Annotated in this window: 26 protein-coding genes and 1 pseudogene; 13 read left to right on the top strand and 14 right to left on the bottom strand. The window is 68.2% G+C overall.

Annotated elements, in window-relative coordinates; genetic code table 11:
• Positions 1–707: 707 nt before the first annotated feature.
• From ACIQU6_RS20910 to ACIQU6_RS20935, 6 genes are all read left to right on the top strand, one after another.
• Positions 708–1,040, top strand: a complete 333-nt coding sequence (locus ACIQU6_RS20910; RefSeq protein ID WP_403483145.1) for a 3-oxoacyl-[acyl-carrier-protein] synthase III C-terminal domain-containing protein — start codon at positions 708–710, stop codon at positions 1,038–1,040.
• A 26-nt stretch (positions 1,041–1,066) separates the two neighbouring features.
• Complete coding sequence (locus tag ACIQU6_RS20915) at positions 1,067–1,300, top strand: acyl carrier protein (RefSeq protein WP_403483146.1); 234 nt, start codon at positions 1,067–1,069, stop codon at positions 1,298–1,300.
• Positions 1,301–1,417: 117 nt separating this feature from the next.
• Positions 1,418–1,705: a DUF6087 family protein gene (locus tag ACIQU6_RS20920; protein WP_403483171.1), complete on the top strand. Its 288-nt coding sequence runs from the start codon at positions 1,418–1,420 to the stop codon at positions 1,703–1,705.
• A gap of 267 nt (positions 1,706–1,972) precedes the next feature.
• Positions 1,973–2,773 carry an indole-3-glycerol phosphate synthase TrpC gene (trpC, locus tag ACIQU6_RS20925; protein WP_403483147.1) on the top strand — a complete coding sequence of 267 codons (801 nt, stop codon included), beginning with the start codon at positions 1,973–1,975 and terminating at the stop codon, positions 2,771–2,773.
• 8 nt (positions 2,774–2,781) lie between these two features.
• A complete protein-coding gene (locus tag ACIQU6_RS20930) occupies positions 2,782–3,393 on the top strand; it encodes a phosphoribosylanthranilate isomerase (protein ID WP_403483172.1) in 612 nt (203 codons plus the stop codon).
• Between the two features lie 296 nt (positions 3,394–3,689).
• The gene (locus ACIQU6_RS20935) at positions 3,690–4,163 is read left to right on the top strand and encodes a hypothetical protein (RefSeq protein ID WP_403483148.1); all 474 of its coding nucleotides are present in this window, start codon (positions 3,690–3,692) and stop codon (positions 4,161–4,163) included.
• Positions 4,164–4,311: 148 nt separating this feature from the next.
• On the opposite strand, the gene ACIQU6_RS20940 is transcribed toward ACIQU6_RS20935, so the two are convergent.
• Positions 4,312–4,536, bottom strand: coding sequence for a helix-turn-helix domain-containing protein (locus tag ACIQU6_RS20940; protein WP_403483149.1), 225 nt, complete (start codon positions 4,534–4,536; stop codon positions 4,312–4,314).
• A 98-nt stretch (positions 4,537–4,634) separates the two neighbouring features.
• On the opposite strand from ACIQU6_RS20940, the gene ACIQU6_RS20945 reads away from it, so the two are divergent.
• Positions 4,635–5,909 (top strand): FAD-dependent oxidoreductase, encoded by a 1,275-nt coding sequence (locus ACIQU6_RS20945; RefSeq protein WP_403483150.1) that lies wholly within the window; start codon positions 4,635–4,637, stop codon positions 5,907–5,909.
• 60 nt (positions 5,910–5,969) lie between these two features.
• Here the strand turns inward: ACIQU6_RS20945 and ACIQU6_RS20950 are convergent, their stop codons facing one another.
• Positions 5,970–6,620 (bottom strand): response regulator, encoded by a 651-nt coding sequence (locus ACIQU6_RS20950; protein ID WP_403483151.1) that lies wholly within the window; start codon positions 6,618–6,620, stop codon positions 5,970–5,972.
• Between the two features lie 84 nt (positions 6,621–6,704).
• Positions 6,705–7,892 (bottom strand): sensor histidine kinase, encoded by a 1,188-nt coding sequence (locus ACIQU6_RS20955; protein ID WP_403483152.1) that lies wholly within the window; start codon positions 7,890–7,892, stop codon positions 6,705–6,707.
• A gap of 221 nt (positions 7,893–8,113) precedes the next feature.
• Between ACIQU6_RS20955 and ACIQU6_RS20960 the strand changes: the two genes are divergently transcribed.
• Positions 8,114–8,548, top strand: coding sequence for an ATP-binding protein (locus tag ACIQU6_RS20960; RefSeq protein WP_403483153.1), 435 nt, complete (start codon positions 8,114–8,116; stop codon positions 8,546–8,548).
• A 289-nt stretch (positions 8,549–8,837) separates the two neighbouring features.
• Here the strand turns inward: ACIQU6_RS20960 and ACIQU6_RS20965 are convergent, their stop codons facing one another.
• Both ACIQU6_RS20965 and ACIQU6_RS20970 read right to left on the bottom strand, forming a co-directional pair.
• A complete protein-coding gene (locus tag ACIQU6_RS20965; protein ID WP_403483154.1) occupies positions 8,838–9,212 on the bottom strand; it encodes a hypothetical protein in 375 nt (124 codons plus the stop codon).
• Entirely contained in the window at positions 9,203–9,493 is a 291-nt protein-coding gene (locus ACIQU6_RS20970) for a hypothetical protein (RefSeq protein ID WP_403483155.1), read from the bottom strand. The genes ACIQU6_RS20965 and ACIQU6_RS20970 overlap by 10 nt, the downstream gene beginning before the upstream one ends.
• 423 nt (positions 9,494–9,916) lie before the next feature.
• On the opposite strand from ACIQU6_RS20970, the gene ACIQU6_RS20975 reads away from it, so the two are divergent.
• On the top strand, positions 9,917–11,332 hold the full coding sequence (locus ACIQU6_RS20975) for a M1 family metallopeptidase (RefSeq protein WP_403483156.1): 1,416 nt from the start codon (positions 9,917–9,919) through the stop codon (positions 11,330–11,332).
• A gap of 49 nt (positions 11,333–11,381) precedes the next feature.
• Entirely contained in the window at positions 11,382–12,995 is a 1,614-nt protein-coding gene (locus tag ACIQU6_RS20980; protein ID WP_403483157.1) for an alpha/beta fold hydrolase, read from the top strand.
• A gap of 71 nt (positions 12,996–13,066) precedes the next feature.
• Here ACIQU6_RS20980 and ACIQU6_RS20985 read toward each other — a convergent pair whose 3' ends face one another.
• Complete coding sequence (locus ACIQU6_RS20985) at positions 13,067–13,876, bottom strand: MgtC/SapB family protein (protein WP_403483158.1); 810 nt, start codon at positions 13,874–13,876, stop codon at positions 13,067–13,069.
• 99 nt (positions 13,877–13,975) lie between these two features.
• On the bottom strand, positions 13,976–16,714 hold the full coding sequence (gene mgtA / locus ACIQU6_RS20990; RefSeq protein WP_403483159.1) for a magnesium-translocating P-type ATPase: 2,739 nt from the start codon (positions 16,712–16,714) through the stop codon (positions 13,976–13,978).
• A 916-nt stretch (positions 16,715–17,630) separates the two neighbouring features.
• On the opposite strand from mgtA, the gene ACIQU6_RS20995 reads away from it, so the two are divergent.
• A complete protein-coding gene (locus ACIQU6_RS20995; protein WP_403483160.1) occupies positions 17,631–18,395 on the top strand; it encodes a response regulator transcription factor in 765 nt (254 codons plus the stop codon).
• A gap of 32 nt (positions 18,396–18,427) precedes the next feature.
• On the opposite strand, the gene ACIQU6_RS21000 is transcribed toward ACIQU6_RS20995, so the two are convergent.
• The 3 genes from ACIQU6_RS21000 to ACIQU6_RS21010 all read right to left on the bottom strand — a co-directional run bounded on the left by ACIQU6_RS21000 (position 18,428) and on the right by ACIQU6_RS21010 (position 21,881).
• Positions 18,428–19,141 (bottom strand): response regulator, encoded by a 714-nt coding sequence (locus ACIQU6_RS21000; protein ID WP_403483161.1) that lies wholly within the window; start codon positions 19,139–19,141, stop codon positions 18,428–18,430.
• Between the two features lie 84 nt (positions 19,142–19,225).
• Complete coding sequence (locus ACIQU6_RS21005) at positions 19,226–20,482, bottom strand: SPFH domain-containing protein (protein WP_403483162.1); 1,257 nt, start codon at positions 20,480–20,482, stop codon at positions 19,226–19,228.
• A gap of 136 nt (positions 20,483–20,618) precedes the next feature.
• Complete coding sequence (locus tag ACIQU6_RS21010; protein ID WP_403483163.1) at positions 20,619–21,881, bottom strand: peptidoglycan-binding protein; 1,263 nt, start codon at positions 21,879–21,881, stop codon at positions 20,619–20,621.
• Between the two features lie 232 nt (positions 21,882–22,113).
• Here ACIQU6_RS21010 and ACIQU6_RS21015 point away from each other — a divergent pair, with 232 nt between their 5' ends.
• Complete coding sequence (locus tag ACIQU6_RS21015; protein ID WP_403483164.1) at positions 22,114–22,758, top strand: response regulator; 645 nt, start codon at positions 22,114–22,116, stop codon at positions 22,756–22,758.
• Between the two features lie 270 nt (positions 22,759–23,028).
• Here the strand turns inward: ACIQU6_RS21015 and ACIQU6_RS21020 are convergent, their stop codons facing one another.
• The 4 genes and pseudogenes from ACIQU6_RS21020 to ACIQU6_RS21035 all read right to left on the bottom strand — a co-directional run bounded on the left by ACIQU6_RS21020 (position 23,029) and on the right by ACIQU6_RS21035 (position 26,444).
• Entirely contained in the window at positions 23,029–23,745 is a 717-nt protein-coding gene (locus tag ACIQU6_RS21020) for a lytic polysaccharide monooxygenase (protein WP_403483165.1), read from the bottom strand.
• A 37-nt stretch (positions 23,746–23,782) separates the two neighbouring features.
• Positions 23,783–25,141: a fibronectin type III domain-containing protein gene (locus tag ACIQU6_RS21025; protein WP_403483166.1), complete on the bottom strand. Its 1,359-nt coding sequence runs from the start codon at positions 25,139–25,141 to the stop codon at positions 23,783–23,785.
• 780 nt (positions 25,142–25,921) lie between these two features.
• Positions 25,922–26,215, bottom strand: a pseudogene (locus tag ACIQU6_RS21030) (MFS transporter); the annotation flags it as partial.
• 40 nt (positions 26,216–26,255) lie between these two features.
• Positions 26,256–26,444 (bottom strand): hypothetical protein, encoded by a 189-nt coding sequence (locus ACIQU6_RS21035; protein ID WP_403483167.1) that lies wholly within the window; start codon positions 26,442–26,444, stop codon positions 26,256–26,258.
• A 2-nt stretch (positions 26,445–26,446) separates the two neighbouring features.
• Here ACIQU6_RS21035 and ACIQU6_RS21040 point away from each other — a divergent pair, with 2 nt between their 5' ends.
• Positions 26,447–26,602 carry a hypothetical protein gene (locus ACIQU6_RS21040; protein WP_403483168.1) on the top strand — a complete coding sequence of 52 codons (156 nt, stop codon included), beginning with the start codon at positions 26,447–26,449 and terminating at the stop codon, positions 26,600–26,602.
• Positions 26,603–26,713 lie beyond the last annotated feature (111 nt).

A 26,713-nucleotide genomic window follows, 5' to 3' on the forward strand; every position in this document is an offset into this window, starting at 1 on the left:
CAGAGCCGTTGGCATGTGGGGGCGGCGGTCGAGGGAGCCGTTGGGGCCTGATGTGTGCGGCACGCGCCGGGAGTTGAATCCGGCTGGGAGTGCGCTTGCGTTCCTGGCCGAGCTCCAGAATGGGCGGGGGCGCTGCGGATACTTGCGGAACCGGCAGGCACCGCCGGCGTCCCCGGTGGACGTCATCCGGCCGGGCGGCGCGCGACGTGGGGTGTGGGACGGAACCTTGCGATCGACCAGCGTCTCGGCGGTCCGGTGCGGGGTCGGTCCAGGGTGGGGATGGCCCGCTGAGATGTTGACGGGTCAGGGTCCGGGTCCGGCCGCGGTGCGCGTCGAACCGTTCCGGGGGCACCTGTGCCGCCTTGCCCGCATATTTCGACCGCGACTGTCAGCGGGACCCGTGCGGTTCGTCGCACGATGGCCTGTTGCGTCCCTGACGCCACTGCCGAGACCAACGCGCGGATCCGTGCATGCATGGGCGCCCGAGCGGGGCGGGCGCTCCGGCCCAGGAGCAAGCGGAGTACGAGCATCCTCGGTGAGGGCGCCGGCGATGCGCCGTGCAGCTCGCTGACGGTACCCGGATGGCCGGGCTATACCGCGCCTGCGCATGCCGTCGGCGATAGCGTCGACGGGAATCGATAGGCAACGGCGCGTGTGAGGGACCGGGGGAGTGGCGGCGACCGAGCAGCAGAGGAGAGGTGAATGCCATGCGGGTCTCGATACTCGCGGGCGTCGGCTCGCGACTGCCGGCGCGGAAGGTGACCAACGAGGCGGTCGCGGCGGAGATCGGCAAGCTCACGGAGTGGCTCTACACGCGTTCGGCCATCCGCTCCCGACACGTGGTGGAAGCCGGCGTCACCACCGGCAACATCGAACACGTAGGCAACACCTCCGCAGTTTCCTTTCCCGTGCTGCTCGACCATGCTCACCAGGCAAGGGACCTCGCGCCGGGACAGCGTGTCCTGCTGACCGCGCTCGGTGGGGGACGGGCCTGGGGCGCCACCACGCTCGTCTGGCCCCGCCTGGATCGCCCTACCTGACCATCACCGAGACACGAGGAGATGTCATGTACGACATCCTCACATGCATTCTCACCGAGAATTTCAAGGTCAAGCCGGAACTGATCCGGCCCGACGCCTCGATGCAAGCGCTGGGCCTGGACGCGCTGTTCATGCTCGAACTCTCCCTCATCCTGCAGAAGAACCACGGGATCGATATGGAGTTCGACGATGTGCTTGCGGCAGGCACCCTGGAGGAACTCATGCAGGCGGCCGAACGGAAACGCCGCGCCTCCGCCTGATACAACTACCGTTCCGGCGACCGGACTTCAGGCGGCCACGGAAGTTTAGGTGGTGGACTTCTCCTACCAGGGCTACCGGTACAGCCCGGGTAAACCGGTGTCCTCAGGCGCAGACCCCTGGAGCAGTGGGCAGCGCGTCGAGAGAAGCGTCTATGGCCCGTCGGCGAGCGTAAGGCCGTCCACCTGGGAGACGGTCCGATGCGGGCCGCACACATCGATCCGGACGCTCCGCGGCTGATCGTGGAATGGGGCGGCTACCAATGGGTTCCGCTGACCATCGTCGAGGACTACGTGGCAGCTTGCCGATTCCTCAACCCCATGCCGGCAGAACCGCCGAAGTCGGGGGACCTCCGCGCTACGCGCTCCCCGATGGCCGAAGGAACGGGCCGCCACCGCAAACCATGACGGTCCGTTCTCGGTTCTGACGGACGCCAGCCGAGTAGTGCCAGGCCGAACACCGGTGGCGCGCCGACCCACAGTGCAACGCCGGGTGGGCTGAAGCCGGTGTCTGAGTGCACCTGGGGCTTCGAGCGCGGGAGTCGGAATCGCCGTTGGACGACGCCTGGCTCGGCCGCACGCTGCGGGACCAAAGGCCCTGGCAACCCATGTCGTTCGGAGGCTTTGCTGGGATACCCGAAGAGCATCGCCTAACCAAGATGGGGCACCGAAACCGTGACGTGGCTCGATGAACTGACGACTGGCGCGGCCCTCGACGCTCAGGCGCGACAGAAGACCAAGGCGCTGGACGTGGTGCAGGAGGAGGCGCGGCTGGCTCCTGTCCCGTTGGACGTGCTCGCGGGGTGGGACGGGCCGGATGTTGCGGTGATGTGCGAGGTGAAGCGGGCCAGTCCGTCACGGGGGCCGCTGGCTCGGATTCCGGACCCGGAGGGGCTGGCGGCCGCGTACGAGCGTGGTGGGGCGGCGGCGGTGAGTGTGCTGACTGAGGAGCGTCGTTTCAGCGGCTCTCTGGCGGATCTGTCGGCGGTGCGGACTGCTGTGGGTGTGCCCGTGCTGCGCAAGGACTTCGTCACTTCGGAGTACCAGGTGTGGGAGGCCCGGGCGTGCGGGGCCGACCTGGTGTTGCTGATCGTGGCGGCGCTCGCGGACGATCGGCTCGCTGAACTTCACGGTCTGGTAGAAGAGTTGGGTATGACGCCCCTGGTCGAGGTCCACGACGAACACGAGGCCGAGCGGGCCGCTGCGCTCGGGGCCCGGTTGGTCGGGGTGAATGCGCGGAACTTGAAGACGCTGGAGGTGGACCGGGGTACGTTCGCGCGGATCGCGCCGCTGCTGCCGTCCTCGACGTGGAAGGTGGCCGAGTCGGGGGTGCGTGGCGCCGATGACGTGGCGTCGTACGCGGCGGCCGGGGCGGATGCGATCCTCGTCGGTGAGGCGGCGGTGACCGGTGTAGACCCGGCGGAGACCGTGGCCGGGTTGGTGGCGGCGGGTCGTGGCGCGCGAAAGGAGCGATAGGGGTGGTGATGGAGCCGTTGTTCGTCAAGATTTGCGGGTTGCGGACGGAGCGGGACGTGACGGCAGCCGTGGAAGCGGGTGCCGATGCGGTCGGGTTCGTCTTCGCGGAGAGCCCGCGCCGCGTCGAGGCCGCCTTGGTCCGGGAGCTGGTGCGGGCGGTGCCGGAGCACGTACTGACCGTAGGAGTGTTCCGGCGGCAACCGCTGGAAGAAGTACGGGCGTTGACGGTGGCAAGTGGTGTGCGGGCCGTACAACTGCACGGTGACGAGGGCAGCGAGTACTACGCCGCGCTTCGGCAGCCGGGGCGTACCCTGGTCCGCGCGGTCGCCGCGAGGGACAGCCAGTGGAGGCACGACAACGGGCTCGGTGAGGATCTACTGCTGCTCGATGCTCCGGCTCCCGGCGCGGGCGTGGCGTGGGACTGGTCAGCCCCCGACTTCGCGGCGCCGGGTGGGCGTTGGCTGTTGGCGGGTGGGTTGACGGTGGAGAACGTGTGGGCGGCCGTAGCGGCGACAGGTGCGTGGGGGGTGGATGTCTCCAGCGGGGTGGAGCGTGAACGCGGCGTGAAGGATCCCGAGTTGATCACCTCGTTCGTTCGGGAGGCCCGTAGCGAGGCGTGATCCGGCACGTGCGCCAGGCTCTGCTGTCGGCTTCGGCGCGACGTCGGTGGTTCCAACGGGCAGTGTGATGGAGCCGCACCGGCGCCGGTCGTCAGGACGGCTGCGCCCGGCTGTGCCTGGGCGTGAGTCCAGTCACCGTTGGTGGTCGGGCCGCCCGGGAGTACGAGTCCCTCGGGCGGCCCGACCACATTTGGGTGGTGTGCCCCGCTGGGTGAGCGAAGGCCGGCGAGCAGAAGGGCTCGCCTCGGCTGTTTCGGTTCGGGGTGCGCCAGTGACGGGTGCGTGACAATTGATCCGTGATCTACGACGACGACCACCTGCGCGGCATACTGCGGGAACTGGATGACCCGGAGGCCATCGCATTCCCGCGCGCCTCCACGAGTCGACCGACTCCCGACCACTTCGAACCGCTCATCCGGCTGCTCGAAGCACGGTTCCAGTGTGTCTGCGAGGCCGACCGTGGTGTGCGGGACGCCTCGTTTCGCGGCACGGTCGTGCTGCCTTCCTCGGCTGTGAAGAGTAGACAGCAAGTGATCGTCCGGCTCAGCAACTTCGGCCCCTTGACCACGGCGGGCGCCGGCGGCCTCGCCCGAGACGGTGTCCAAGCCGTCGAGCGGCTGCACAAGGACGACCAAGACCGGATCGCGGCCGCCTCGGCCGAACTCGGCTGCGCGTATACCCCCGGGCACCTGTTGAGGGAGCGGTACGACGGAGGGAACCTGGAGGACTGGCAGACCATGTGGTGGCACAGCTACTTCGACTACATGTGAGCTGCGCCCACCCAGTCCGGGCTGCGCGGAAGCGGACACGGAAACGTCACGCGATCACCGTGGCCACCCGGGCCAGCGTCTACCGCCGGTCCTCCACCCAGCCGTGGGCGGTCGGCCGTTTCTCCAACTCGGCCGCCAGCCAGTCCCGTCAGCAGAGCTGCATCCGCGAGGGCCGCGCCGACGGATCCTTGGAACGCAGAGCCTCCACGCCGCCGTCCCGGCAACGCGCATGCCAGGCACACGCGGACTTCCGGGAGGTCCCCCAACGCCGCGCGGCCTGCTGCGGCGCCATCCCTTGCGCGAATAACTCGACGGTCTCGAACCGTACTTGCTCGCTCTGCGCGGGCTGTGTGAGCTGGCGAGGCCGCCGCAAGAATTGCCGCCCGGCACGGGAAACTGTGGCCGAAAGGAAGGTGCGAACTCATACTTTCGGCACAGAGGCAGCCGGATGGCTTGGCATACGCTGCACAAATGCACCGTTCCGAGGGAAAGCAGCCTCAGGCCGACGAGGAATTCGACGTCGTGGTGGTGGGCGGAGGCTCCGCGGGTGTCGCCGCGGCTGTGGGCGCGGCCCGCGCGGGATGCCGTACCCGGCTGATCGAGAAGTACGCGTTCCTGGGTGGCGCGGCCACGGCCGCGTCGGTTTCGATCTACTGCGGTTTCTTCGACCAGCAGCGCCGCCGCGTGGTCGACGGTGTCGGCGGAGGCGTGCTGCGCAGGCTGCGCGAGCGTGGTGGGTACCAAGAGGGCTCGTTCCCGTGGAGCGGCAACGTCTTCGTGTTGCTGGACGTGGAGACCACCAAGGCTGCCCTGGACGAGGAGGTCAGCGCCGCGGGCGTCGACGTCCGCTTGCACAGCACGGTCGTCGCAGCGCGGCGGGATGGCGGACGTGTGCGAGAGATCGAGGTGAGCGACCCCGCAGGGCGGCACCGCATTGCCGCGCGGGCCTTCGTCGACGCCAGCGGCGACGGGGTCTTGTGCGCCTTGGCCGGTGCTGGGGTGCGGGTGAGCCCACTCGCAGAACGGCAGACCAGCACGCTCGTCTGCCGCTACGGAGGCGTGACACCCGACGCTGACCTCAGCCGTGAGGGTGTCCAGGCGGCCGTTGCTGCCCACAACCGTTGCTCCCCCGAGCCCCTGCCGCGTGAGAAAGGGGTGTTGGCCCGTCTCCCGGTCACCGGGGAAGTGCTCGGTCTTCTGGTCGACGAGCACGTCGATGCCCTCGACGCGGCCGCGCTCACCGGCGCGGAGATCAGCGCCCGGCGCCAGGCCAGGGCCTACCTCGGTGCGTTCCGACAGCATCTTTCGGGCTGGGAGAACGCCTGCCTGCTGGGCACCGGGCCGCAGTTGGGCATTCGTGAGGGCCGACGGCTGCTTGCCCGGGAGGAGGTGAGTGGCGCGGACGCGCTCGCCGCCCGCAAGCGTCCCAGTGAGTCCGTCGCCCGCTGCGGCTGGCCGGTGGAGACCCATCAGGGCCAGGGCACCACCCGCTTCGTACCCATCGAGGGCAAGGGCTGGTACGACATCCCCTACGGTGCGATCTGTTCCGCAGACGTGGACAACCTGTGGGCCGCAGGCCGGTTGACGGGCTCCGACGCCGAGGCGTTCGCATCGCTGCGCGTCATGGGTACTTCCTTCGCCACCGGCCATGCGGCGGGCGTCGCGGCCGCACTGTACGCGAGCGGCACCAGGCATGTGGTGTCCGCGGTACGGGCCGAACTGCTGCGCCAAGGAGCCTATGTATAGGGGGCGTTGCGCCTCTCCGGCCCTGTGGCGAGTGCCTCGCGGCCGCTCGGGGCACGGGTGTCAGCGTTCGAGTCCAGCGCGGTAGGCCAGGCGTGCGGCCTGGACGCGGTTGTCGGCCCCCAGTTTGGTCAGCAGGCGACTGACTTGCCCCTTCACCGTGCCTTCGGCGAGGTGGAGGGCTTTGCCGATGTCGGCGTTGGACAGTCCTCGTCCCACCAATCGCAGGACCTGCAGTTCCCGTTCGGTGAGCGAGGAGAGTGCTTCCTCTTCGTGCGGGGTCAGTTGTGGCGACTGGTGGGCGAGGGCCTCCAGGACCCTGCCGGTGACGGCCGGGTCCAGCGTCGCTTTGCCCGCGGCTACGTCGCGGATCGCCCGGATCAGGTCGTTCGGCGGGGTGTCCTTGAGGAGGAAACCGCTGGCTCCTGCGCGCACCGCTTCGTCCACGTACTCGTCCTCCCCGAAGGTGGTGAGGATGACCACGCGCGGGGGGTGCGGTAGTGCCCTCAGTTCCCGTGTGGCTTTGAGTCCGTCCATTCCCGGCATGCGGATGTCGACCAGTGCGACGTCGGGCGAGTAGCGGCGGGCGGCCTCGACAGCGCTGCGTCCGTCCCATGCCTGGGCGATCACGTGGAGTGCCCCGCTGGATTCCAGTACGTCGCTCAGCCCACGGCGCACGATCTCGCTGTCGTCGGCCACCAGGACCTGGATCATCCTTGTTGCGTTCATCGCCGAGTCTCCGTTTGTGCTTGCACGGCCGGTGCTGCGCTGTGGGGATCCTGCGTCGTACGGCCTACGCTACGGCGTCCCATGGTTCTCACCCACGCGGGGCGCCCCGGGGTGGGGCGGGAGGTAGACCTCGACCTCGAAGCCGCCGTTTTCGTGGGGGCCGGCGGTGAGGGTGCCGCCGAGCAGGGTGGCGCGTTCCCTGAGACCGATGAGGCCGTTGCCGCCGCTGGGGAGTCCGTCGGCCACGGGCCGGGCGGGTGGACCGTTGACGACGTTGATGTGGACGCCGTCGAGCCGGCAGTCGACGGCGAGGGTGACTGTGGCTCCGGGGGCGTGCTTGGCGACGTTGGTGAGAGTCTCTTGGGCGATGCGGTAGATCGCGCGCTGGACGGGGGTCGGCAGGATCTCCGGGTGTCCGTTCACCTCAAGCCTGGCGTCCTGGCCGCGGGAGGTGGCCCGTTCAACGAGCCGGTGGAGCTGTGAGACGTCGGGCTGCGGCGCGCGGGGGGCCTGTCGGCGGTCGCGTCCGGGAGTGAGGATGCCGAGGGTGTCGCGGAGTTCCTCCAGTGCCTGGTGTCCCTCGTCGCGGATGTCCTCGGCGGCCCGGGCGACATCGGGTGCTGAGCGAGCGGGCGGGCTGACTTGGAGAGCACTGGCTGTGAGCACGATGTTGCTGATCCGGTGGGCCACGATGTCGTGCATCTCGCGGGCGATGCGGGCGCGCTCGTCCACCTGCGCGCGTTCCACCAGCAGGTGCTGTTCGCGTTCGAGTCCCTCGGCCTTTGCCTGGGCCTCTGCCGTGAGGTCGCGTCGGATGGCGACGGTCTGGCCGAGAACCAGCATCCCGAGGACCAGGGACAGGAAGTACACGGTCTCCCGCAGGCCGCTGGACGGCCGGCCGGTGAGCAGGACGAGGAAGGCCGCGGCGCACGCTGCCAGGGCGTACAGGGCCAGGGTGCGTACCCTGCGGTAGGCGGTGCCGACGGTGTACATCGCGACGGCCAGGGGTGTGGGGGTGAAGGCGACCACGAAGCCGATCATGATCGCCACGGCCACCAGTCCAGGCCACCGCCGTCGCCACCACAGGAGTGCGGCGACCAGCCCCGAGACGGTCGCGATGAGGGGCACCGGGGCGTCGCCGAGCAGGCCGTTGGTGCCCTTGATCCAACTGTTCAGGACGCTGATGGTCACGACGGCGCCGACCAGGACTGCATTGGCCGTCCGGTGTGACCAGCGGGGACTTCTTTCCTGCGCCACCAATCCACCGTATAAGAATTCGGCGCACGGTCTCCGGCTGTCCGTCCAGGCTGTGGTTCGCCCTCGCACTAAAGCTGGGCCGCGGCAGTTCTTTGGTTATGCCCGATGACTTGCCAAAGGCGGGGAATCGCCCCTGCTCGGCGCGACCATGCTGGAAAGCCAGGAGGTCTTCAGAAGCCTCCCGCCCCGCCCGCCTGCCGGCTCCTTCAGGAGTGTCCCTCGTGCCTGTCATTGGTTTCACCAGCACCCGTGCCACTGCCGTCGTGCCCCGAGACACCCGAGCAGCCGCGCGGGCCCGGCGCCTCCTCGAAACCGTCTCCGGAGCGGGCGCGGCGTCGACGGACACCGCGGCGCTGCTGCTTTCCGAGGTGGTCTCCAACGCGGTCCGCCACGCGGACGGTGCCACGATCAAGATGGTCGTGGCCGGCGATCAGGTCTGCGGGACCATCACCGGCGCGGTATTCGACTCCAACGCGGACATGGGCCGGGGCCCGCGCCGCGGCGACGCGCCGCTGGACGAACTGGAAACAGGCCGTGGCTTGGACATCCTGGAGGCGCTGGCTGACGCGTGGGGAGTGACCACGGTCGGCGACCACGGTAAGTGGGTCTGGTTCCGCGTCACCGTCCACGAACGCGTCCCGGCCCTCGCCGCATGACCCGTATCCCTACGGAACGCCCCGATCCCCGAAGTGGTACGTCATGCCTCACTGCCCTGACTGCCCCGGAGGAAGAATGTACATGTTGTACGTGATTCGACTGTTCAGGCAGTTGGCCAACATGCCCCCGGGCCTGGGGTGCATCGCGGGCAACGACTGCAGTCGAGCCGCGCAGCAGAAGCCAGGCGAGTGCCGGAGCGGCCTTGAAGGTGGCGGAGCATCCCGGCTGCTGCGTGGCCCAACCCCTGCTGAGTCAGGGGGCGGAGGCGGACCGGATGCCGGCGCGGCGTCATGTCCGGCTGGGTAGTTGTGGTGGCGTCTCGGGGGCGATGTCGAGCGCGGTGAAGCGGGCGGACAGGCCGTCCACCCACTGTGATGGTGTCCGGCGGTCCGGCAGGGGGATGCCGGCCTCGCTGCGCCACAGTGCGTCACCGAGGGCGATGCGCAGGTGCCAGGCCACCACCCGCTCGGGGGCCGTGGTGGTGGCTGGCGGGAGTTGAGTGTTGGTGAGTTTGCCGACAGCAGCCTGGGCGCGCTCGCCGGCCGATGGGTCGTGCAACGCCGCCAGGAACCGCGCCAGTTGCCTGCCGGCCTGGTCCCGGCCGATCGAGTTGACGACCTTGAACAAGGACGCCCCGGGCGCGAGTCTGGTGATCAGCAGCACGGATCGGTGCTGCCGACGACGACCTTGGGCAGGTACGGGACCGTCGGCGCGCGCGACAGTGCGACCAGGGCCGCGACCTCCCGCGCCAAGCGGAGGGCGGCAGGACGCGACCAGGCGAACTTCACGACGAACTGTTCACCGACGACCGTGCTGGACTTGTGCCACAGTGGGTCGCCATCCGCCGATGCAGGGACCTCCACCGGATATCCGTTCAGCTCCGGTGCCACGACCCGTAGCGCCTCGCCGAGCGCCTCGCCCGAGCACTCTGCCAGCCATCTCATCTCCGGTATCCCGCCACGCCACGACCGTAGGGCTTTGCGGCGTGGGGCGCCAAACGGCTTACGTGCAGGTACCCGGGAGTGCGCCCGGCAGCTTCGCACCGCGTCCAACGTGCAGGTAGCCGGGAGCTGAACTGACTGCAAGTGGGGTCCGCCAGCGGGGAGTTGTCGGCAGCACGCAGGGAAACGACCTTGGCCGCTGTCGCCCGCCGCCTTCTACCGGCGTTCATCGGACCTGCGTCAGCCTCAGCGGCCGCGCGCTGATACCGGACCGAAACAAGGCAGCGGCACCCCGGATGCGCGACTGCGGCCGGCTCGAACAATGAGCGCGCCACTATCTCCGCGTACGCAGCACCCACGCGGAAGGGCCCCGGCATGTTGAAACCGAAGGTTGCCAGGCGAGGCGGCGTACTCGCCGCGCTGACGATGGTGACGGCGGTGACGCTGAGCACGCTCTCAGTCCCCGCCCAAGCGATGGATCGCGCGACCCCGGGCGCGCGATCCATCGGCGATCGGCTCTTCTCCTACCTGGGTAACGGTGGCTACGACATCAAGTCCTATGACGTGAGCTTCGATTACCGGCCGGGCGCGACCCAGATGAAGTCCTCCGTGCGGATCAAGGCCGAGGCGGCTCAGTCCCTCTCCGAGTTCAGTCTCGACTCCGCCGGACAGGCGATCACGTCGGTGTCGGTGGGTAACGAAGCGGCCCAATTCCGGCTGGTGGGGGAGAAGTTGATCGTCACCCCGAAGCGTGCCCTGCCCAAGGGCCGGGCGTTCCAGATTGATATTGCCTACGTCGCCGACCGGACGGCCAACCCCGCCTCACCGGCGGAACCGGAGAGCGCACCCAACGTGGACTACTGGTACAACAAGGACGACGGCTTCGCGCTGTTCGGTCAGCCGGACCGGGCGCATGTCTTCTTCCCGATGAACGACCATCCCCGCGACAAGGCCCGCGTCACGTTGCGGATCACCACGCCGCGGGACCTCCAGGCGGTGGCCAACGGCACCCTGCAGTCCAGCACCACCCACGGTGACCGCACGACGTACGTGTACAGCACCCGCGATCCCATCGCCACGCAGGTCGTCCAGGCAGCCGTCGGCCGCTTCAAGGAGCTGCGGCAGGCAGGCCCCCATGGTCTCCCGGTGCGCAGCTATGTCACGCCGGAACTCTACGAGAAGGCGAAGCCGCAACTGGAGCTCATTCCGGGGCAGTTGGAGTGGGTCGAGAGCAAGATCGGCAGCCGGTACCCGTTCGAGGCGTACGGCGTCCTCGGCGTGAAGGGTGGGTACGCCTCCGCGTTGGAGACCGCGACGCTGCCTACCTTCAGCGCGGAAGCGGGGCTGGCCAAGCCGTCCGGGGCCCCGACCATGCTGCACGAACTGGTCCACCAGTACTTCGGCAACGCCGTCTCGGTGCGGAACTGGGACGACATGTGGCTCAGCGAAGGCCATGCGACCTATTACACGTTCCTGTACAAGGCGGAGAAGGGCCATTCCGAAGGCGGAACCCTCGATGACGACATCAAGCGCGCCTACGACTACGACAAGGACAGTCGGCCGGAATCCGGGCCGCCCGGGCGTCTGAAGCATGCTCTGGACGTTCTGGGCAGCACCAACGCCGGGGGTGCTGTGATGCTCCACGGCTTGCGCCTGAAGGTCGGGGACGCCGCGTTCCAGAAGATCGAGCGCACCTTCTTCGACCGCTTCCGCCACAGGGCCGCGACGACCCAGGACTACATCGACGTCGTCAACGCCGTCTCCGGACACGACTACACCGGCTACATCAAGAACTGGATCTACGGCACGCAGACCCCACCGATGCCCACTCGTTCCAACTGACCTGCGCCGGCACCCGCGTTCCAGCCCAGGCGAGCCGTGAGCCCGGGGCGTGGGCAGCGGCGTTCAGCCTGGGTTGGATCAGCTGGATCAGGTGACACACGAAGGAGACTGGAAGGTGCAGCGTTCAACAAGCTCAATGGCGCGGGGCGGTGGCGTGGGGAAGGAACGGTTGTGTGTCGCTGTTCCTGCGGTGGTTGTGGCCCTCGGGCTCATGGCGCCGTCGACCGCCGTTGCCGATCCGGGCTCCGAGTCCTCGACGGGCAGGGCGATGGACTGGCAGCCGTGTGTGCAGGTCGCGGAGGGTTGGGATCAGCAGGACAAGGCGACCGAATGCGCCATGGTCGAGGTGCCGTTGGACTACGCCCAGCCCGATGGCCGCACGATACGGATCGCTGTGTCCCGGATCAAGGCGAGTGACCCCGCCAAGCGTCGGGGTGCGTTGTTCATCAATCCGGGCGGGCCGGGCACCGAGGGGCTGACCGAGCCGCGGAGGGTTCTGGCCAGTGAGATGCGCGATCTGGGAAAGCGGTTCGACCTCGTTGGCTTTGACATCAGAGGAACGGGGCGCAGCGACAAGCCTGGGTGTCCGGAGCTGGCTTTCGACAACTTCCCGCAGCCGCCGGCCGGTCTGACGGGCAAAGAGAGGATGAAGTTCCTGGACGAGGCTTACGGCAAGGCGCTCACGACGTGCGCGAACAAGGAGCCGGACCTCAGCAGGTCGATGACCACGGTCAACGCGGCCAGGGACATGGACCGGGTTCGCACAGCTCTTGGGGAGCGGAAGATCAGCTACTTCGGGAAGTCCTGGGGGACCGCGCTGGGGGCTTCCTACCGCAGCCAGTTCGACGCCCGGGTGGACCGCATGGTGCTCGATTCCGTCATCACCTCGTGGCAGAGCGTTGACGACGCCGAAGCGCAACTGGCGGCCAGGCAGCGGCGGTACCAGGACTTCACGGCCTGGATGGCCGAGCGTGACGACCGGCTGGGACTCGGCCGCACCGCTGCGGACGTGTCGGAGAAGCTCCTGGCCCTGCGCACGGAACTTGAGAAGCATCCCCGAGGGAGCGTCACCGCAGACACCTTCAACTCGCACCTCTTGTCGCCTCGGGCTCGATGGGCGAGCGCGGCACAGGCACTGAGCGACATCGCGGCAGGGAAGACCCCAACGGGTGCCTTGTCCCCTGTCCCCGCAATGCCTACGGGCAACTCTCCGGAGCGCGGTTTCGGGCGACCGATGCAGGACGGCGACATGGAGTTCGTCCTCAGGGCGGTCAACTGCAACGGAGCGTCGGGGCAGCGGGACTTCGAGGCCGGATGGGAAGAGTCCCTGAAGGACAAGCAGAAGTACCCGGTGGCCGGCTATGCGGGGGGAGGCACCATGCAGTGCTCGGGCTGGCCCTTCCCGGGCCGGCACGAGCAGTTGGGCAAGGGCACCAGCCCGCTCCAGCTCTTCGGCCATGCCTTCGAGACCAACACCGTCCTTCCCCGGGCGCAGCAGATGAAGCAGACGGTCGGTGGGTCGCTGAGCATCATCAAGGACGATGTCCACGTCTCGCTCCAGGACCTCGCGGCCCCGGCGAAGGACGCCGTGGCCTTCCTCACCGGCCGGAGCGGCCCGTTCGAGCGCTCCTACGACGGTAAGGCGGTTCCCGACCTGGAGTGAGGCGTGGATCGTCGGCGATACGGGGGAGAGGCGGTCGCAACGCCGTGGCGCTGCTTGCCCGGAGGCGTCGGTCAGCGGCCGGTGAGCAGGTTGCGCACCCGTCGCCGGGGGCGCGGCCTGGCGGCGCGGTCGCCGTCGGTGTTGTCCGCTTCGTCGTGGGGTTCGTTGAGGACCGTCCAGCTCACGGCCGAGACCGCGGGTTCCAGGGAGAGGCGGCTGACGCCTTCTTCCAGGAGGCTGTCGTCGCGGCGTTCGGTGGTGAGTTCGGCCGTGACGATCACCTTGCCCGCCGTCTCGGCGTCCTCGCTGCGGACGGAGCGGAGGAGGAAGCCGGGGCGGGTGACGGCTTGGACGACGAGGGTGCGGACGTGTGCCTCCTCGGGTTCGGTGCAGATGACTTCGAAGTGGTAGTCGGTGGCCACTTCGGCGCCGGCTCCGGCGCGTGTTCCGCGGTCCAGGCCGCGTGCCAGCGGTCGCAGGAAGACGTTGGCGCCGACGACGCCTATCGTGCCGAGGGCAGCGACGACGTAGAGGCCGGTGCCGGCGAGGGCTCCGACTGCGGCGGAACACCACAGGGTGGCGGCGGTGTTGAGGCCGCGCACGCTCAGTCCGTCGCGCATGATGACGCCGGCGCCGAGGAAGCCGATGCCGGAGACGATCTGTGCGGCCACCCGTGAGCCGTCGTAGCCGGTGGTGCTGGTTGCTGCCTGGAATCCGTACTGGGAGAGAAGGACGAAGAGGGCGGATCCGCCCGCGACGAGTGCGTTGGTCCGCAGGCCCGCCATTCGGGCCCGCCACTGGCGCTCCAGGCCGATGACTGCGCCGAAGCCCAGACCGGCCGCGATGTTGGCCGCCATGTGCCACTCGTTGAGCACGGCCATGATCCACCCTCTTCGTCTCGTGTGGGTTGTTGCGTGTGGTGTGGTGCGTATTGAGTTGCGGGCGTTGCCTGGTGCTTCGCCCCGTGCTCTACCGGCCGGTCACAGCCAGCTGTTGAACCGGCGGATGTACCAGGTCTTCACGCCGTGGGTCAGCAGGCAGTACGCCAGCAGGGTCCCGACCAGCCACGGGAAGTAGCTCATCGGCAGGGCCTGCATGCCCAGCGCCGCGGCGAGCGGCGAGAACGGCAGCATGATGCCGACGGCCATGACCAGCGCGGTCATCAGCAGCACCGGCCAGGTGGCGCGGGACTGCAGGAACGGGATCTTGCGGGTGCGGAGCATGTGGACGACCAGGGTCTGGGTCAGCAGTCCCTCGACGAACCAGCCGGACTGGAAGAGGGACTGGTGTACCTCGCTGTTGGCGCCGAAGACGTGCCACATCAGCAGGAAGGTGGTGATGTCGAAGACGGAGCTGGTCGGCCCCATGACGAGCATGAAGCGGCCGATGCCCTTGGCGTCCCAGGTGCGCGGCTTGCGCAGGTACTCCTTGTCCATCCGGTCCCAGGGGGTGGCCAGTTGGGAGATGTCGTAGGCGAGGTTCTGTACCAGCAGTTGCATGGCCACCATCGGCTGGAAGGGGATGAAGGCGGAGGCGACCAGCACCGAGAAGACGTTCCCGAAGTTCGAGGAGGCCGTCATCTTGATGTACTTGATGGTGTTGCCGAAGGTCTGGCGTCCCTGGATCACGCCCTGTTCGAGGACGGTGAGGTCCTTCTCCAGCAGGATGATGTCGGCGGACTCCTTGGCGATGTCGACGGCGGTGTCGACGGAGATGCCGACGTCGGACTCGCGCAGGGCCGCGGCGTCGTTGATGCCGTCGCCGAGGAAGCCGACGGTGTGTCCCTCGGCCTGGAGGGCGCGGACGATGCGGGCCTTCTGCACCGGGTTGGTCTTGGCGAACACCGTGGTGTCCCGGACCAGTTGGCGCAGTTGGGTCTCGTCGAGGGCGTCGATCACCGAGCCGGTGATGACGTTGCCGACGTCGATGCCGACGTCCGCGCAGACGCGGGCGGCGACGAGTTCGTTGTCGCCGGTGACGACCTTGACGGTCACGCCGTTGTCGGACAGTGCGCGCAGTGCCTGGGCGGCGTCCTGCTTGGGCGGGTCGAGGAAGGCGAGGAAGCCGATCAGGGTCAGCTCGGCCTCGTCCGCGACGGAGTAGGTCTGGCGCTCGGCGGCCATCGTGCGGGTGGCGACGGCCAGTACGCGCAGGCCCTGTCGGTTGTGGTCCTCGGCGGTGCGGGTGACGGTGCGGCGCAGCTCGTCGGTGAGCTCGACCCGCTCGCCGCTGTCCGTCATGTGCGTGCACAGCGCGAGGACTTCCTCGACGGCTCCCTTGGTGATGACGATGTGCTCGCCGGCTCCTGTCTGGCCGGTGAGGTCGTTGCGGCGCAGGACCACCGACATCCGGCGGCGGGCGAAGTCGAAGGGGATCTCGTCGACCATCGCGAAGCGGGCGTCGACGACAACCTCCTCGGCTTCGAGCACCCGGTCGATGACGGCCTGGTCCATCAGGTTGCGCAGCCCGGTCTGGAAGTGGCTGTTGAGGTAGGCGTACTCCAGGACCTCCATGTCCTCCTGGCCGTGGACGTCCAGGTAGCGGTCGAGGACGATGCGGTCCTCGGTGAGGGTGCCGGTCTTGTCGGTGCACAGCACGTCCATGGCACCGAGGTTCTGGATGGCGTTGAGGCGCTTGACGACGACCTTGTGCTTGGCCATGGTGACGGCGCCGCGCGCGAGGTTGGTGGTGACCACCATCGGCAGCATCTCGGGGGTGAGCCCGACCGCGACGGCGAGCGAGAAGCTGAACGCCTCGATCCAGTCGCCCTTGGTGAACCCGTTGATCGCCAGGACGATGGGGACCATCACGAGCATGAAGCGGATCAGCAGGAAGCTGACCTTCTTCACACCGGTGTCGAAGCTGGTCTGCGGGCGCTCGCCGACGAGCGAGCCGGCCATCGAACCGAAGTAGGTGTCCGAGCCGGTGGCGACGACGATGCCGGTGGCGCTGCCGGAGGTGACCGAGGTGCCCATCAGGCACAGGTTGTCGGCCTCGACCGGGTCGGTGGTGGTGTGCTGGCCGTTGTCGCGGGGTCGAGTGTCCGCCTTGGCGACGGGCAGCGACTCGCCGGACAGCGCGGCCTGGCTGACCATCAGGTCCTTGGCGGTCAGCAGTCGCAGGTCGGCGGGGACCAGGTCACCGGCCGCCAGTCGCACGATGTCGCCGGGGACGACCTGTTCCATCGGTATCTCGACGGTGAGCGGCTCGGAGCCGTCGCCGGTGCGGCGCTGCACGGCCGTGGTGGTGGTGACCAGCGCCCGCAGGGCAGCGGCCGAGCGGCCCGACCGGTACTCCTGCCAGAACCGCAGCACGCCGCTGACCAGCACCATCGTGCCGAGGATGGCGATGCCCGGGTCGAAGGGCTCGTCGGCCGGAGCCTGGAGCCACTGCCAGGCCATGACGGCGTCGAGCGCGACGAGGATCAGGATGAAGGGGTTCCAGAACGCCTTGGCGAGCTGGACGAAGAAGCGCGGGGCGCGCTCCTGGGCGACGGTGTTGGCACCAAAGCGCTCCAGGCGTTCGGTGGCCTCGTCCTGCCGCAGGCCGCGGGCGGTGGCGTCGGCGTCACGGAGCACCTGCGCCGCGGGCATGGAGCTGAAGCCGGCCAGGCGCTCGCCGACGGCACGGGTGCGTGCCTCCAACTCGGCGGCCTTGCGGTCACGGCGGTTGCGGCCCGGCGGGGCCAGCTTGTTGGGGGTGAGGGTGGTGTTGGTCATGGCGGAACCTCTCTCCAGGCATGACGGCAGGGCGGAGCGGCGCCAGGGCAGCACAGCCGGACCGTTGCACGGAAAGTCGAATGGAGAGGCGGGTGGGCCGAAAGTCCCGGTAAATGCAGGACGAAAGTAAGGAAGCCCGGTCGCCTAAAGGAATGAGAAGGGCCTTACGAAATGTGCATCGTAAAAAGCCAGGCCGATGAACAAGAGGACAGCCAGAAAAGGGGGGAAATACGCGCGACAGTGCCAAGCGTCGAGGACGCCGGGGGATCAGCTCAGGGAGTGATCAGCAAGAGGGCACGCTGAAGCGAGGACTTCCCTCGGGACTCCGACTGGTCATCCCGATCACCTCCTCGCTCGTACGGGCAGCGCCGGTGCCGCACGGCGCTCACGCCGCGGAGTGCACAGAAAAACCGCGCGGAAGCGCGGTACTGCACGGCACCTTTCGCCGTTAAGCATGCCATAGGTTTGCGCAGCGTCAAGGCGGAACGTTAACGGGAGGTAAATTTCCATTGCCGGCGCTTTGTATCCGGCTTGCCGTCGCCGGATAAATCCGTGGCCGGGCTCTCTCCGGCCGCGGTGGCAGTGCCGCCACCCACGTCAGGGCGAGTACGTGGGTGCTGTGCGCAAGAACGGCCGCTTCATGGGTGCTGGGTGGATGGCGCGTTGGTTCGGGTCGGCGGCGGCCGCGATAGCGGCGGTGCGCTGGCCCGGCTCGACTCCGTGTGGACGGCGACAGGTGCCACGGCGGGGGAGGCGCCAGGGGCTCGGCTCAGGTGGTCGTCGCGCCGTTTGCGGCCGTCAGGCCCTTCAAAGAGAGTCCCCTCACACGGGCCGCTTTGGCGGGCCGTGTGCCGGTTAAGTCGGCTTTAAGAAGCGAATGAGGCGTGGCTAAGTTCGGCCCAGCAAGACTCTTCGCATGAGCATCACCTTCGAAAATCACGCGCCTGCTGACGGCCCTGCCGGCAGGCTCCCGTGCGCTGCTTCGGTCGTCGTCGTGGAGCGCGCAGCGATCTTCCGGGCGGAGTTGCGGAACGTGCTCTCCCGGCAGTGTGGATTCGACGTCGTGGCCGAGACCGGATCGAGTCAGGAAGCCGGCCCGCTGATTCGTGCCCACTGTCCGCAGATCGTTCTGATGGAACTGGAGCTGGTGCGATCCGCGGAACTCCACGCCCATCGGTTGGGCGGATCGCTGGCACGACCGCCGAAACTGGTGTTGTTCGGAAAGGAGCCCGGTGTGGAGGCACTCGACGCGGCACTTGGGGCGGGCGCGTTGGGGTTCGTCACCCGGACCCTGGACAACCGAATCCTGGCGCCAGTACTGCGGCACGTCCTCACCGGCGGCTGCGCGATCGGCGAAGACGTCTTCGACGGGTTGATGGGATCCGACGACCAGCGGCCCGTTCCGCGATTCCTCGACCATCATCACAAGGTCGCGCTGTTGAACGAGAGCGAGCACCGAGTCCTTCGGTTGCTGGGGCTCGGGCTGGACAACTCCCAGATCGCGGCCGAACTCCAGCTCTCCCGGACGAGCGTCAAGACGTACGTGTCCCGGCTCCTGGGGAAGCTGCATCTGGAGAACCGCACCCAGGCCGCCTTGGTCGCGAATGAGACGGGGTTGGTGGAGCAGGTGAGGATGCCTGGGCGGGCGACCCTCGGTCGATGGTCTGAACTGGCTTACTGAGAGGCCGAGTTCGCCGTCGTCGACACCCGCGTCTACGGCCCTGGCGCCGGAGGGGCCTGGAACGGGTCGCGGGGCTCTGCATGCTGCTGCCACTCGTCGGCGAAGTCGAGCTCGTTGGCGAGGACCGCCGCCTGCGTGCGGTTGTCGAGGTTCAACTTCCTCAGCAGGCGGGAGACGTAGGTCTTGACGCTGGAGACCGAGAGGTAGAGCGCATCGGCGATCTGGGAATTGCTGAGTCCTGCCCCGAGCAGGCTCAGCACGCGGCGCTCGGACTCGGTGAGGAGGACAGGCAGTCCGTCGCGGCGGGGGTGGAGACTCGTCGTGCTACTGGATGCCTTGTGCATGAGGAAGTCGAGCACCTCGCCGGAGACGACCTGGGCGCCTTTCATGACCGCGTCCATCCCGGCACGCAGTTCCTCCGGGCGCAGATACTTCGTCAGGAACCCGTGAGCGCCGGCCTCCAAGGCGTCCACGGCGCGCTCGTCCACCTCGAAGGTGGTCATCACTATCACCTTGGGCGGCTCGGTCATGCGCATGAGCTGGCGGGTGGTCTCCACGCCGTCGATGCGGGGCATCCGGAGGTCCAACAGCACCATCGTGACCTCGTGTTCGCGGGCCATGGCGACCGCGTCGACGCCGTCCTCGGCCTCGGCCACCACCTCGTACCCCGGCATGGAGCTGACGAGGAAGCGCAGGCCGGACCGGGTGATCGGCTGATCGTCGACGATCATGACGCGCACGGTCATGAGGGCACCTTCTTTGGGCTGGAACAGACGGGGCGATGACGGGGGAGAGCGCCGGCAGGTGCCGGGGGCAGGGGAACGGCCCGGTTACTGGGGCTGCGTGGCGGTGTTCGTGGGGAGGACGGCCGAGGTGCGTGCGGCATAGAAGGCCACCGTCAACTCCCGTGCGAATGCCTTGCGTTCGTAGTCGTCCCACTCCACGCCGCCCTGCGTGGTGACCTTGCGCATGGTTGCCTCCACCGCGTGGGCGACCTCTTCGAGGGTGCCCTCCCGGTGCTTGGCTTCCAACGCGGCGAGGCGACGTTGGCGCATCGCCTCGGCGACATGGGTGGCGTACTCCAACTTCACGACCTGCACGGAATAGACCTCGATGCCGAGCGCACGGACTTCGGTGGCGAGTGCCTGGGTGAGTTCGCCGGCCAGGTGGTGGCCGTTGCGGAGCGAGGGCTCCCGCTCGCCGAAGCCGTCGCAGGGCAGCGTGGAGAAGACCCGCGCGGCAACGGCCTCGAACTGCTCCTTCAGATACGCCTCGTGGTCGTCCACCGCGTAGAGGACGCGAGCGGTGTTCTGGATCTGCCAGATGACGAGCAGGACGGCGTCGAGCGGAATGCCGTCGCGGTCGGTCACCTCGTCGAGCCGGCTGCGCCAGTGACGGATCCGGACGTCGACCACCCGTTGCAGCCGCAGCGGGTTCTGCCACCGCAGTCCGGTGTGGCGCAGTGTGGCGCGGTAGCGGCCGTATGCGTGCAGTACCACGGCGGTGCCGCCGCGTACACGGGTCAGGCCGACCAGGCAGAGCACGGCCAGGATTCCGCACAACGTGAACAGCCCGACCGTCACCGGCCCCCAAGGCATGGCTGACGGCTCGGGCGGCTCGCCCAACCGGTCGGCTATCGATGCCGGGAGTTGACCGGTCAGCCACAGCAGCAGACCGCCCGCGCCGGCCAGGCAGAGTCCGGCGACGAGGACTGCGCACCAGCCGGGCAGGCTGACGGCGAGGCGTTCCCGCAACTCGCCGTCGGCCTTGGGGCTGCGGGACCTGACTGTCTGCGGTGACAAGGGCGGCAGGGTCGCTCGGGTGCTTGGTGGTGCAGCCGATACCCCGGCAGAGTGGGAAGCGGAAGCAGCCTCGGAGGGCGTCCCTTGAGGCGCGATGAGCGCCATCGGCTGGGTGTGGGGAGCCTTGGCCGTTTCTGCCTGGCTCTTGAGCCAGGGGTGCGACTCGCGGAACAGCGCGTTCATGGGCAGGCTGCCGGTGCTGGTGTACACGTTCGGCTTCAGCGCATGGCCGACGTCGATCCGTGGCCATCGTGCCTTGGACTGCTCGTTGTTCAACTGGTCCATGCCTTTTGCTCTTTCCTTCACCCGCGGTGCCGGGCGGAGAACAGGTTCATCCGGAGCCCACGGCAACCGCCGCGAAAGGATCACTATGCACGCCAAGCGCTAACACCGTGATCAAACCGTCAAAAGCGCTCCATTTTCAAGAGTTGAGTCGCCGCCAGGTCTCGGGCCCCGGGTAGCCGTCCGCGTCCCGCCCGGACCACCCCTGTGCCCGTTGGAATGCCTCCACGTTTCGCCGGTCGGCTTCGCCCCAGGTCGGCCCCGGCCCCCTGGTGTAGTACCGCCCGTACCCCTTCTTGACGAGCTGCTTCCCGAGCTTGGTGATGTGTGCGTTGGACTTGCCGGGCCCGAAGTACGAACGCCCGGGGAAGGCGGACGAGCTGGAACTCCCACTGCCCGAGGAGCTCCCTCCGCCGCCGCTGGCCGGGATGTTGTTGCCGGTCCCGTTGACCAGTCGCCGCCAGGTCTCCGGACCCGGTATGCCGTCCGCGGCCGAGCCCGTCCAGCCCTGTGCCTTCTGGAATGCCTGGGTCGCCCTGCGGTCGTCGTCGGTCCAGTTCGGGCCGGTGCCGCGCGGGTAGAACCCGGCCCCGCCCCGGCTGCTGAGCATGTTCCCGAGCCGGGTGATGTGCGCGTTGGACTTCCCGGGGCCGAAGTACGAGCTTCCGGGGAAGGCGGACGAGCCGGAGTTCCCACTGCCCGGCGGGGCGCTCGCGCCGTCCTCGACGACGTTCTTGTAGCGGTAGGCGACGTAGGAGGCTGAGTTGGAGTAGTAGGCGTACGGATTGGTGCGCTTGACGGCCTTCGGCCGCGTCTGCTCGTAGGCGAGGTAGGAGGTACGGGCCGAGTTCGCCCAGCCCGCGAACATCACCACGTGTGAACCCGCGCCGGGATTGGCGGGGTTGTGGAAGAGCAGGATGTCGCCGGGCTTCAGGTCGCTCTTCGCAATGCGCACCGCGTAGCCCGGCAGGCTCCCCGTCCACTGGTTGCTGCCGAGCTTCCACGCCATGGAAATGAACCCGGAGCAGTCCTGCCGGTAACCGTCGCCCCAGTAGGAGTACATGCTGTAAGGGACACCTTGGTTCACCCAATTCTGCGCCCGCTGAAGCATTTCGCTGCGCGTGATGCTGGAGGCCCGGGCGAGTGCCTGCGTGGCGAGGACGTTCTGCGCGGATGCCATGGGCGCCTGAGGAGTCGCCGCCTGTGCCTCCGGAGCCTGCGCCGTTGCCAGGCCGGTCAGTGAAACCCCACCGAGCACCACGAGCGCGGCGGCCCGCCGGTGGGCCGCCCCCGTACCGCCGTGCGACCAGTACCGTCGCCGTGCCTCGACCCGCTCCACCAGGCAGCCGGGACAGTCACAGTTGGTACCAGGAGGTATCTCAACAAAGGTCGGGGCGATCATCCTTCTTCTTTCCATTGGTACAGCGGCGTATGGACGTGCTGCCGGAAAGGCATCCGGGATGTTCATGGGGCGCACGGCCGGGGGTGGCTATGGTCCCGGCTGTCGGCTGATCTTTCGTTGCGTCAAAGTCCCTCGATGAGGGGACTTATGACCTTTTCCAAGGCGGCGCGGTGCAGCTGACGGACGTCGTGAAACGTGCTCGGGAAAGGGCCCACAGATGTGTCGTGTCGTGGTGGCGGACGATGAGGAAGTCGTCCTGGACGGGCTTGTCCTGGCGCTGGACTCCGCCCCGGACATCCGGGTCGTCGGCCGTGCCGCATCCGGCGATCAGGCACTGAGCCTGGCAGCCGTGCTCGCCCCGGACGTGCTCGTCGTCGACCTGCGGATGCCAGACATAGGCGGCCTGGCTCTCGCCCGAAGGTTGCGCGACGCCGGCCGCCCCGCACCCCGGATCCTGGCCGTCACCTCGTACGCGGACCGAGCCCTGCTGGTCGAGGCGTGGGCGTTGGGCGTGCGCGGGCTGCTGCTCAAGACCTCGGCTGCGTCTGACCTGTTGTACGCGGTCCGCAAGGTCGCCGCCGGGGGAGCGGTGGTGGACTCTCAACTGGTCACCGATGTGCTCGATCACCTCGCCCGCTTCCGGGACCCGGCGACGATGGCCTTCGAGCGACGCTGGCAGCAACTCACCGAACAGGAACGACGTGCCGTCACCGGGGTCTCGCAGGGGCTCACCAACCTGGCCATCGCACAACGCCTGGGAGTGGCGGAGGGGACGGTGAAGTCCCATGTCTCGCGTGCACTGGGGAAGTTGCAGTTGCGCAACCGCACCCAAGCCGCCGCGGTGTTCAACCGCGCCCGTCAGGTGCGCGACTCCTGAGGCCCTGGAGCGCATGGACCGGATCAGGGTGGGGGCTCCGAGGACTTACCGGCGTCCCCGTGGCGAAGTTCACGCCCTCGGGCGTGGCTGGCCAGGAGATGTGCCTGACCAACTCGTACGGAACGTCGAGCAGGGCAGGACGCGGAACCAACAGACTCCCTCGGCCGCTGCGTGATGCGTGGAGTCACGACGCCAACGACCGAGGGGCCCTGCCCCGTCACCCCGTCTCCGACCTGCCCGTTGCCCTCTTCGGCCACAGGGCCCGGGGGGCTACCGGAACGCCACGTCCGAGCAGGAGTAGAAGGCCTCCTGGCTCTGGAAGGAGCCGTCCGGCTTCTTCAGGCCGTGCCAGATCGTGTAGATCAGGTGCTTGCCCTGCTTCTGCGGGAGTTGGGCCTTGAAGGTGAAGACCTTGGAACCGAGGAAGCCTGCCGGGGCAGCGGTCGCCGCGGTGTTGTCCGCACTGAGGAACGGGGTGTCCTCCAGGTCCGACCACTTCAGCGGCTTGGACGGGTCGAAGCCGTCCTTGGTCACGTACATCTCCATCCGGTACGGATTGTGCAGCGCACTGATGTCGTACTGGAAGGTGTACTCCCGGCCACTGGGCAGCGAGGTGGCCGGGAAGTCCGTACGCGGCAGGTCCAGGCCCGCGAACTGGCCGTTGTTGGCGCTACACAGCTTGCCGTCCGGGATGTGGCGGCGGTGCTGCGGGGAGGAGGTGGGGGCGGCATGGTCGATCGCCTGGCCTTGCACGATCGACTTCCAGTCGCCGATCTGGCCGGAGCTCAGGGCGAGCGCCGCCTTACAGGCAGCATTGCTCGGCGACCAGCCCTCTTTGGCGCAGGCAACGGTGCGGCTGACCGGATTGCCGGTCGAGCCGTGGGCCGCGGCCGGGCCGGCGGTGAGAACGGTCAGGGCCAGCGGGACGCCGCCGAGGACGGTGAGGGCGAGCGTCGTGGAACGGCGGGTGCGGAGGGGGTTCTGCATGGTGGTCTCCTGAAGAGCGCGGTACGGAGTTACGCGGTCAACGGCCGGTGGTGACGGGCTTCTCGGGGGAGAACGCGCCCCATGTGCCGTCGCCGAGCTGGGCCCGGATCTTCACCTTGTACGTCCTGCCGGGGTTGGCCCCGACGAGCACCTCGCGCGATGTCCTGGCCGAGGGGATCGGCATGACCGGGTCGCCGGTGCCCCACATGAAGGTCTGGGCGAGCTTTCCGTCGAGGTAGACCTGGTAGGTGGTGATCTGTCCCTGCCCCTTGGGCACCGCCCAGGTGAGGTTCAGGTAGTGCTGGGTGACGGGCCCGTCCTGTTTGGTGAGGGTCGAGGCCGCGAAGTCGCCCGGTGCCCCGTTTCCGCCGTCGCCCCCGCCCCCGCCCCCCTCGGTGCCGGTGGTCACCGTGATCTCGTCGGTCGGGTCGGACTCCTTTCCGGAACCGTCGAAGGCGGTCACCTTGAACCGGTACGCGGTGTTCGGGCTGAGCCCGCCGATCACGGCAGAGGTGGCCGTGGGGCCGGCCTCCTGCACCTTGGCCCCGTTGCGGTAGATCCGGTAGCCGGTCACGGCGACGTCGTCGGTGGCGGCCTGCCAGCGCAGCGACACCTGGTTCGGCCCGAGGGCCTCTCCCGCCAACTTCTTCGGCATGATGGGCTTTTGGGTGTCGTCCTCGGGCGCGGCGCGCGTGGTCAAAGCGACCTCCCGGCTGAAACCGGACCGGTTCCCGGCCACGTCCACCGCCCGCACCTTGAACCGGTAAGTGGTGGCAGGCTTCAGGTTCTCGACGTTGGTCATCGTCATGCCGTTGCCCACCGTCTTGGCGAGCTTGTCGTCCTGGAAGACCTCGTACTTGTCCACCCCGGAACCGGAATCCTCCGAGGCCTGCCACATGACGTGCACCGTCCGGTGGTCGATGACGTGGGAGCCCTTCTCCACGGGTGTGGTCGGGGGAGTGGTGTCCTCCGGGACGCCGGAGTCGTCACGGCCGTCGACCTTGCAGCCGGAGGTCTTCGGTATCCCCTTGCCGGACGGATTGATCCCGACGTCGACCTTCCGCTCGCCCTTGGCCGGGACCCCGGCCCGGTCCCCGATCGGGGTGACGGTGACGTGCCGGCCCTCCTGGCGCAGCTCGAAGGCCCACGGATCGTGGATGGTGGCCTGCCCCTCGGACAGGTCGAACTCCAGCTTCCAGTCCTTGGCGTAGGCGTCTCCGCTGTTGCGGACGACCATGTTGCCCGTGGCCCACCACGGGCTCGCCCCATCGGCGATACGGCAGCTCGCGCCGAGTTCGGCGGACTGGCCGGCGGTGGCTACGACGGGGACGACGGCCAGCGCGCCGACTCCGACCAGGGCACTCGCGCACACGAGCGCAATTCGCTTACGGGGCATCAGAAGACCTCTTCGGAGGGAGCATCACATTCAACGCATTCGACCCTAGGCGTGCTTTCGGGGCGAAACGCACCTCAAGGCCCGGTTCCCCGATTCCTTGAAGCGGCGTTAAGGGTGGGATATCCGGTGCTTGATGAATCTCCTGTCGCCTGGGGTCGTCGCATCGTGGCGGCGGCGCAACGAGCGGCCGCGGTCCCTCGGTTGTGACGACAACCTCGGGAGCGGATGGGCGTCCTCGTGACGGGGCGCAGAGCAGCACGCCTCTCCGGCTTCGCTGTCGGGGCTGTGTGGTGCTGGACAGTCTCGCCTGCCCCGGGTGGGAGTTCGACACGGCTGCCGCTGCCAGTTCGGAGGTGGGTGAGTGGTGCCAGCGGGGCCGTTGGCAGCGCATCCGAGTGTGAGAGACGGACTGGCCCGGAGCTGGAGGTCGGGACACAGGCAGCCGCCGAGGACGCCGACGACCGTGATCCCGTTACGGACCTCTTCTCAACCTGGCGCTTGAGTCCGGCAGTTGGACTGGCCGCGTGTTGGAGCCCTGGTAGATGGGTCCTCGACCAAGAGAACTGTCTCTATCGGAGGCTTCACGTGCTTGTTTGCACGTCAGGCGCTGACGTGCCCGGCCTTGCCCTCCGCTCCGCTCAGTAGCCTCGACTGCCGCAGCCCGCCGAGTACGAAGCCGCCCTCGCGGCCTGAGCGACACGTCAACGTGTCCGGCAAAGTGGAGCATGCTCATCCTCAACTTCCCCTGGTATCGCGGATTCCACGCTACGAGGGGTCCCTCATGAACAGGCACAACATCAATCGACGGTCGATGCGTGCGGTCGCCACCGTGACCAGCGGCGCCGAGATCGCTGCGAGGAACCCGGGCATGGTCATCATCAGCCCAGCCATCCCGTCGGAGACGGTGAAACTGGACCCGACCGAGGTGAGCAGACCGATCGGCAGGATCTCGGTCGTGACGATCGAGAAGATTCCCAGCACCACCGATATCACGGCCAGCCACCCCATCAGTGGCGATCGGGGTGGTAAGTCGGTTCCGTCAAGGTGTGTGGTCTCGGTGGTAGTTGTGGCCATGAATTCCATCCTGTGAAGGGCCTTGCAATTCCCGATCAGTTCAGCAGATCTCCTCGACGAGGGCTGGCGGAATTCCGACAGGGTTCTCCCCGGCCTCCAGATCGTTCGTGACCTTGCTGCGCTTCCAGTTGCGAATCCGGAACACCTCGGGCAACTTCAACTGGCGACTGAATTCACGCTCCAAGTAGACGATTCCGACCGAGCTGAGCAGCCGAATCTGGCCCCGCACCCATGCCGGCCCCTGCGGAACCCGAGGAGAACCGGGCCGTCGTCATGCAGGTGGACGCCTACTGCCCGGCCCCCAAGCGGGCCCAGACGCAACAGCTGTTGAAGGTGCCCGCCGCTGACCCCTTGTTGGCTGACAACTCGTTCCGGGCTCTGCTCTGACCTCTCAAATCATCCCAGAAAGGCCCTCGGCGGTGATATGCGCGAAGCGCGCCCGGCCCTGGCCGGGCGCGCTTCGCGCCAAACACCCCCGCCGGCCCCGGAGCCCGGGTT

The sequence above is a fragment of the Streptomyces sp. NPDC090442 genome (assembly GCF_044769405.1).
Lineage (GTDB): Bacteria > Actinomycetota > Actinomycetes > Streptomycetales > Streptomycetaceae > Streptomyces.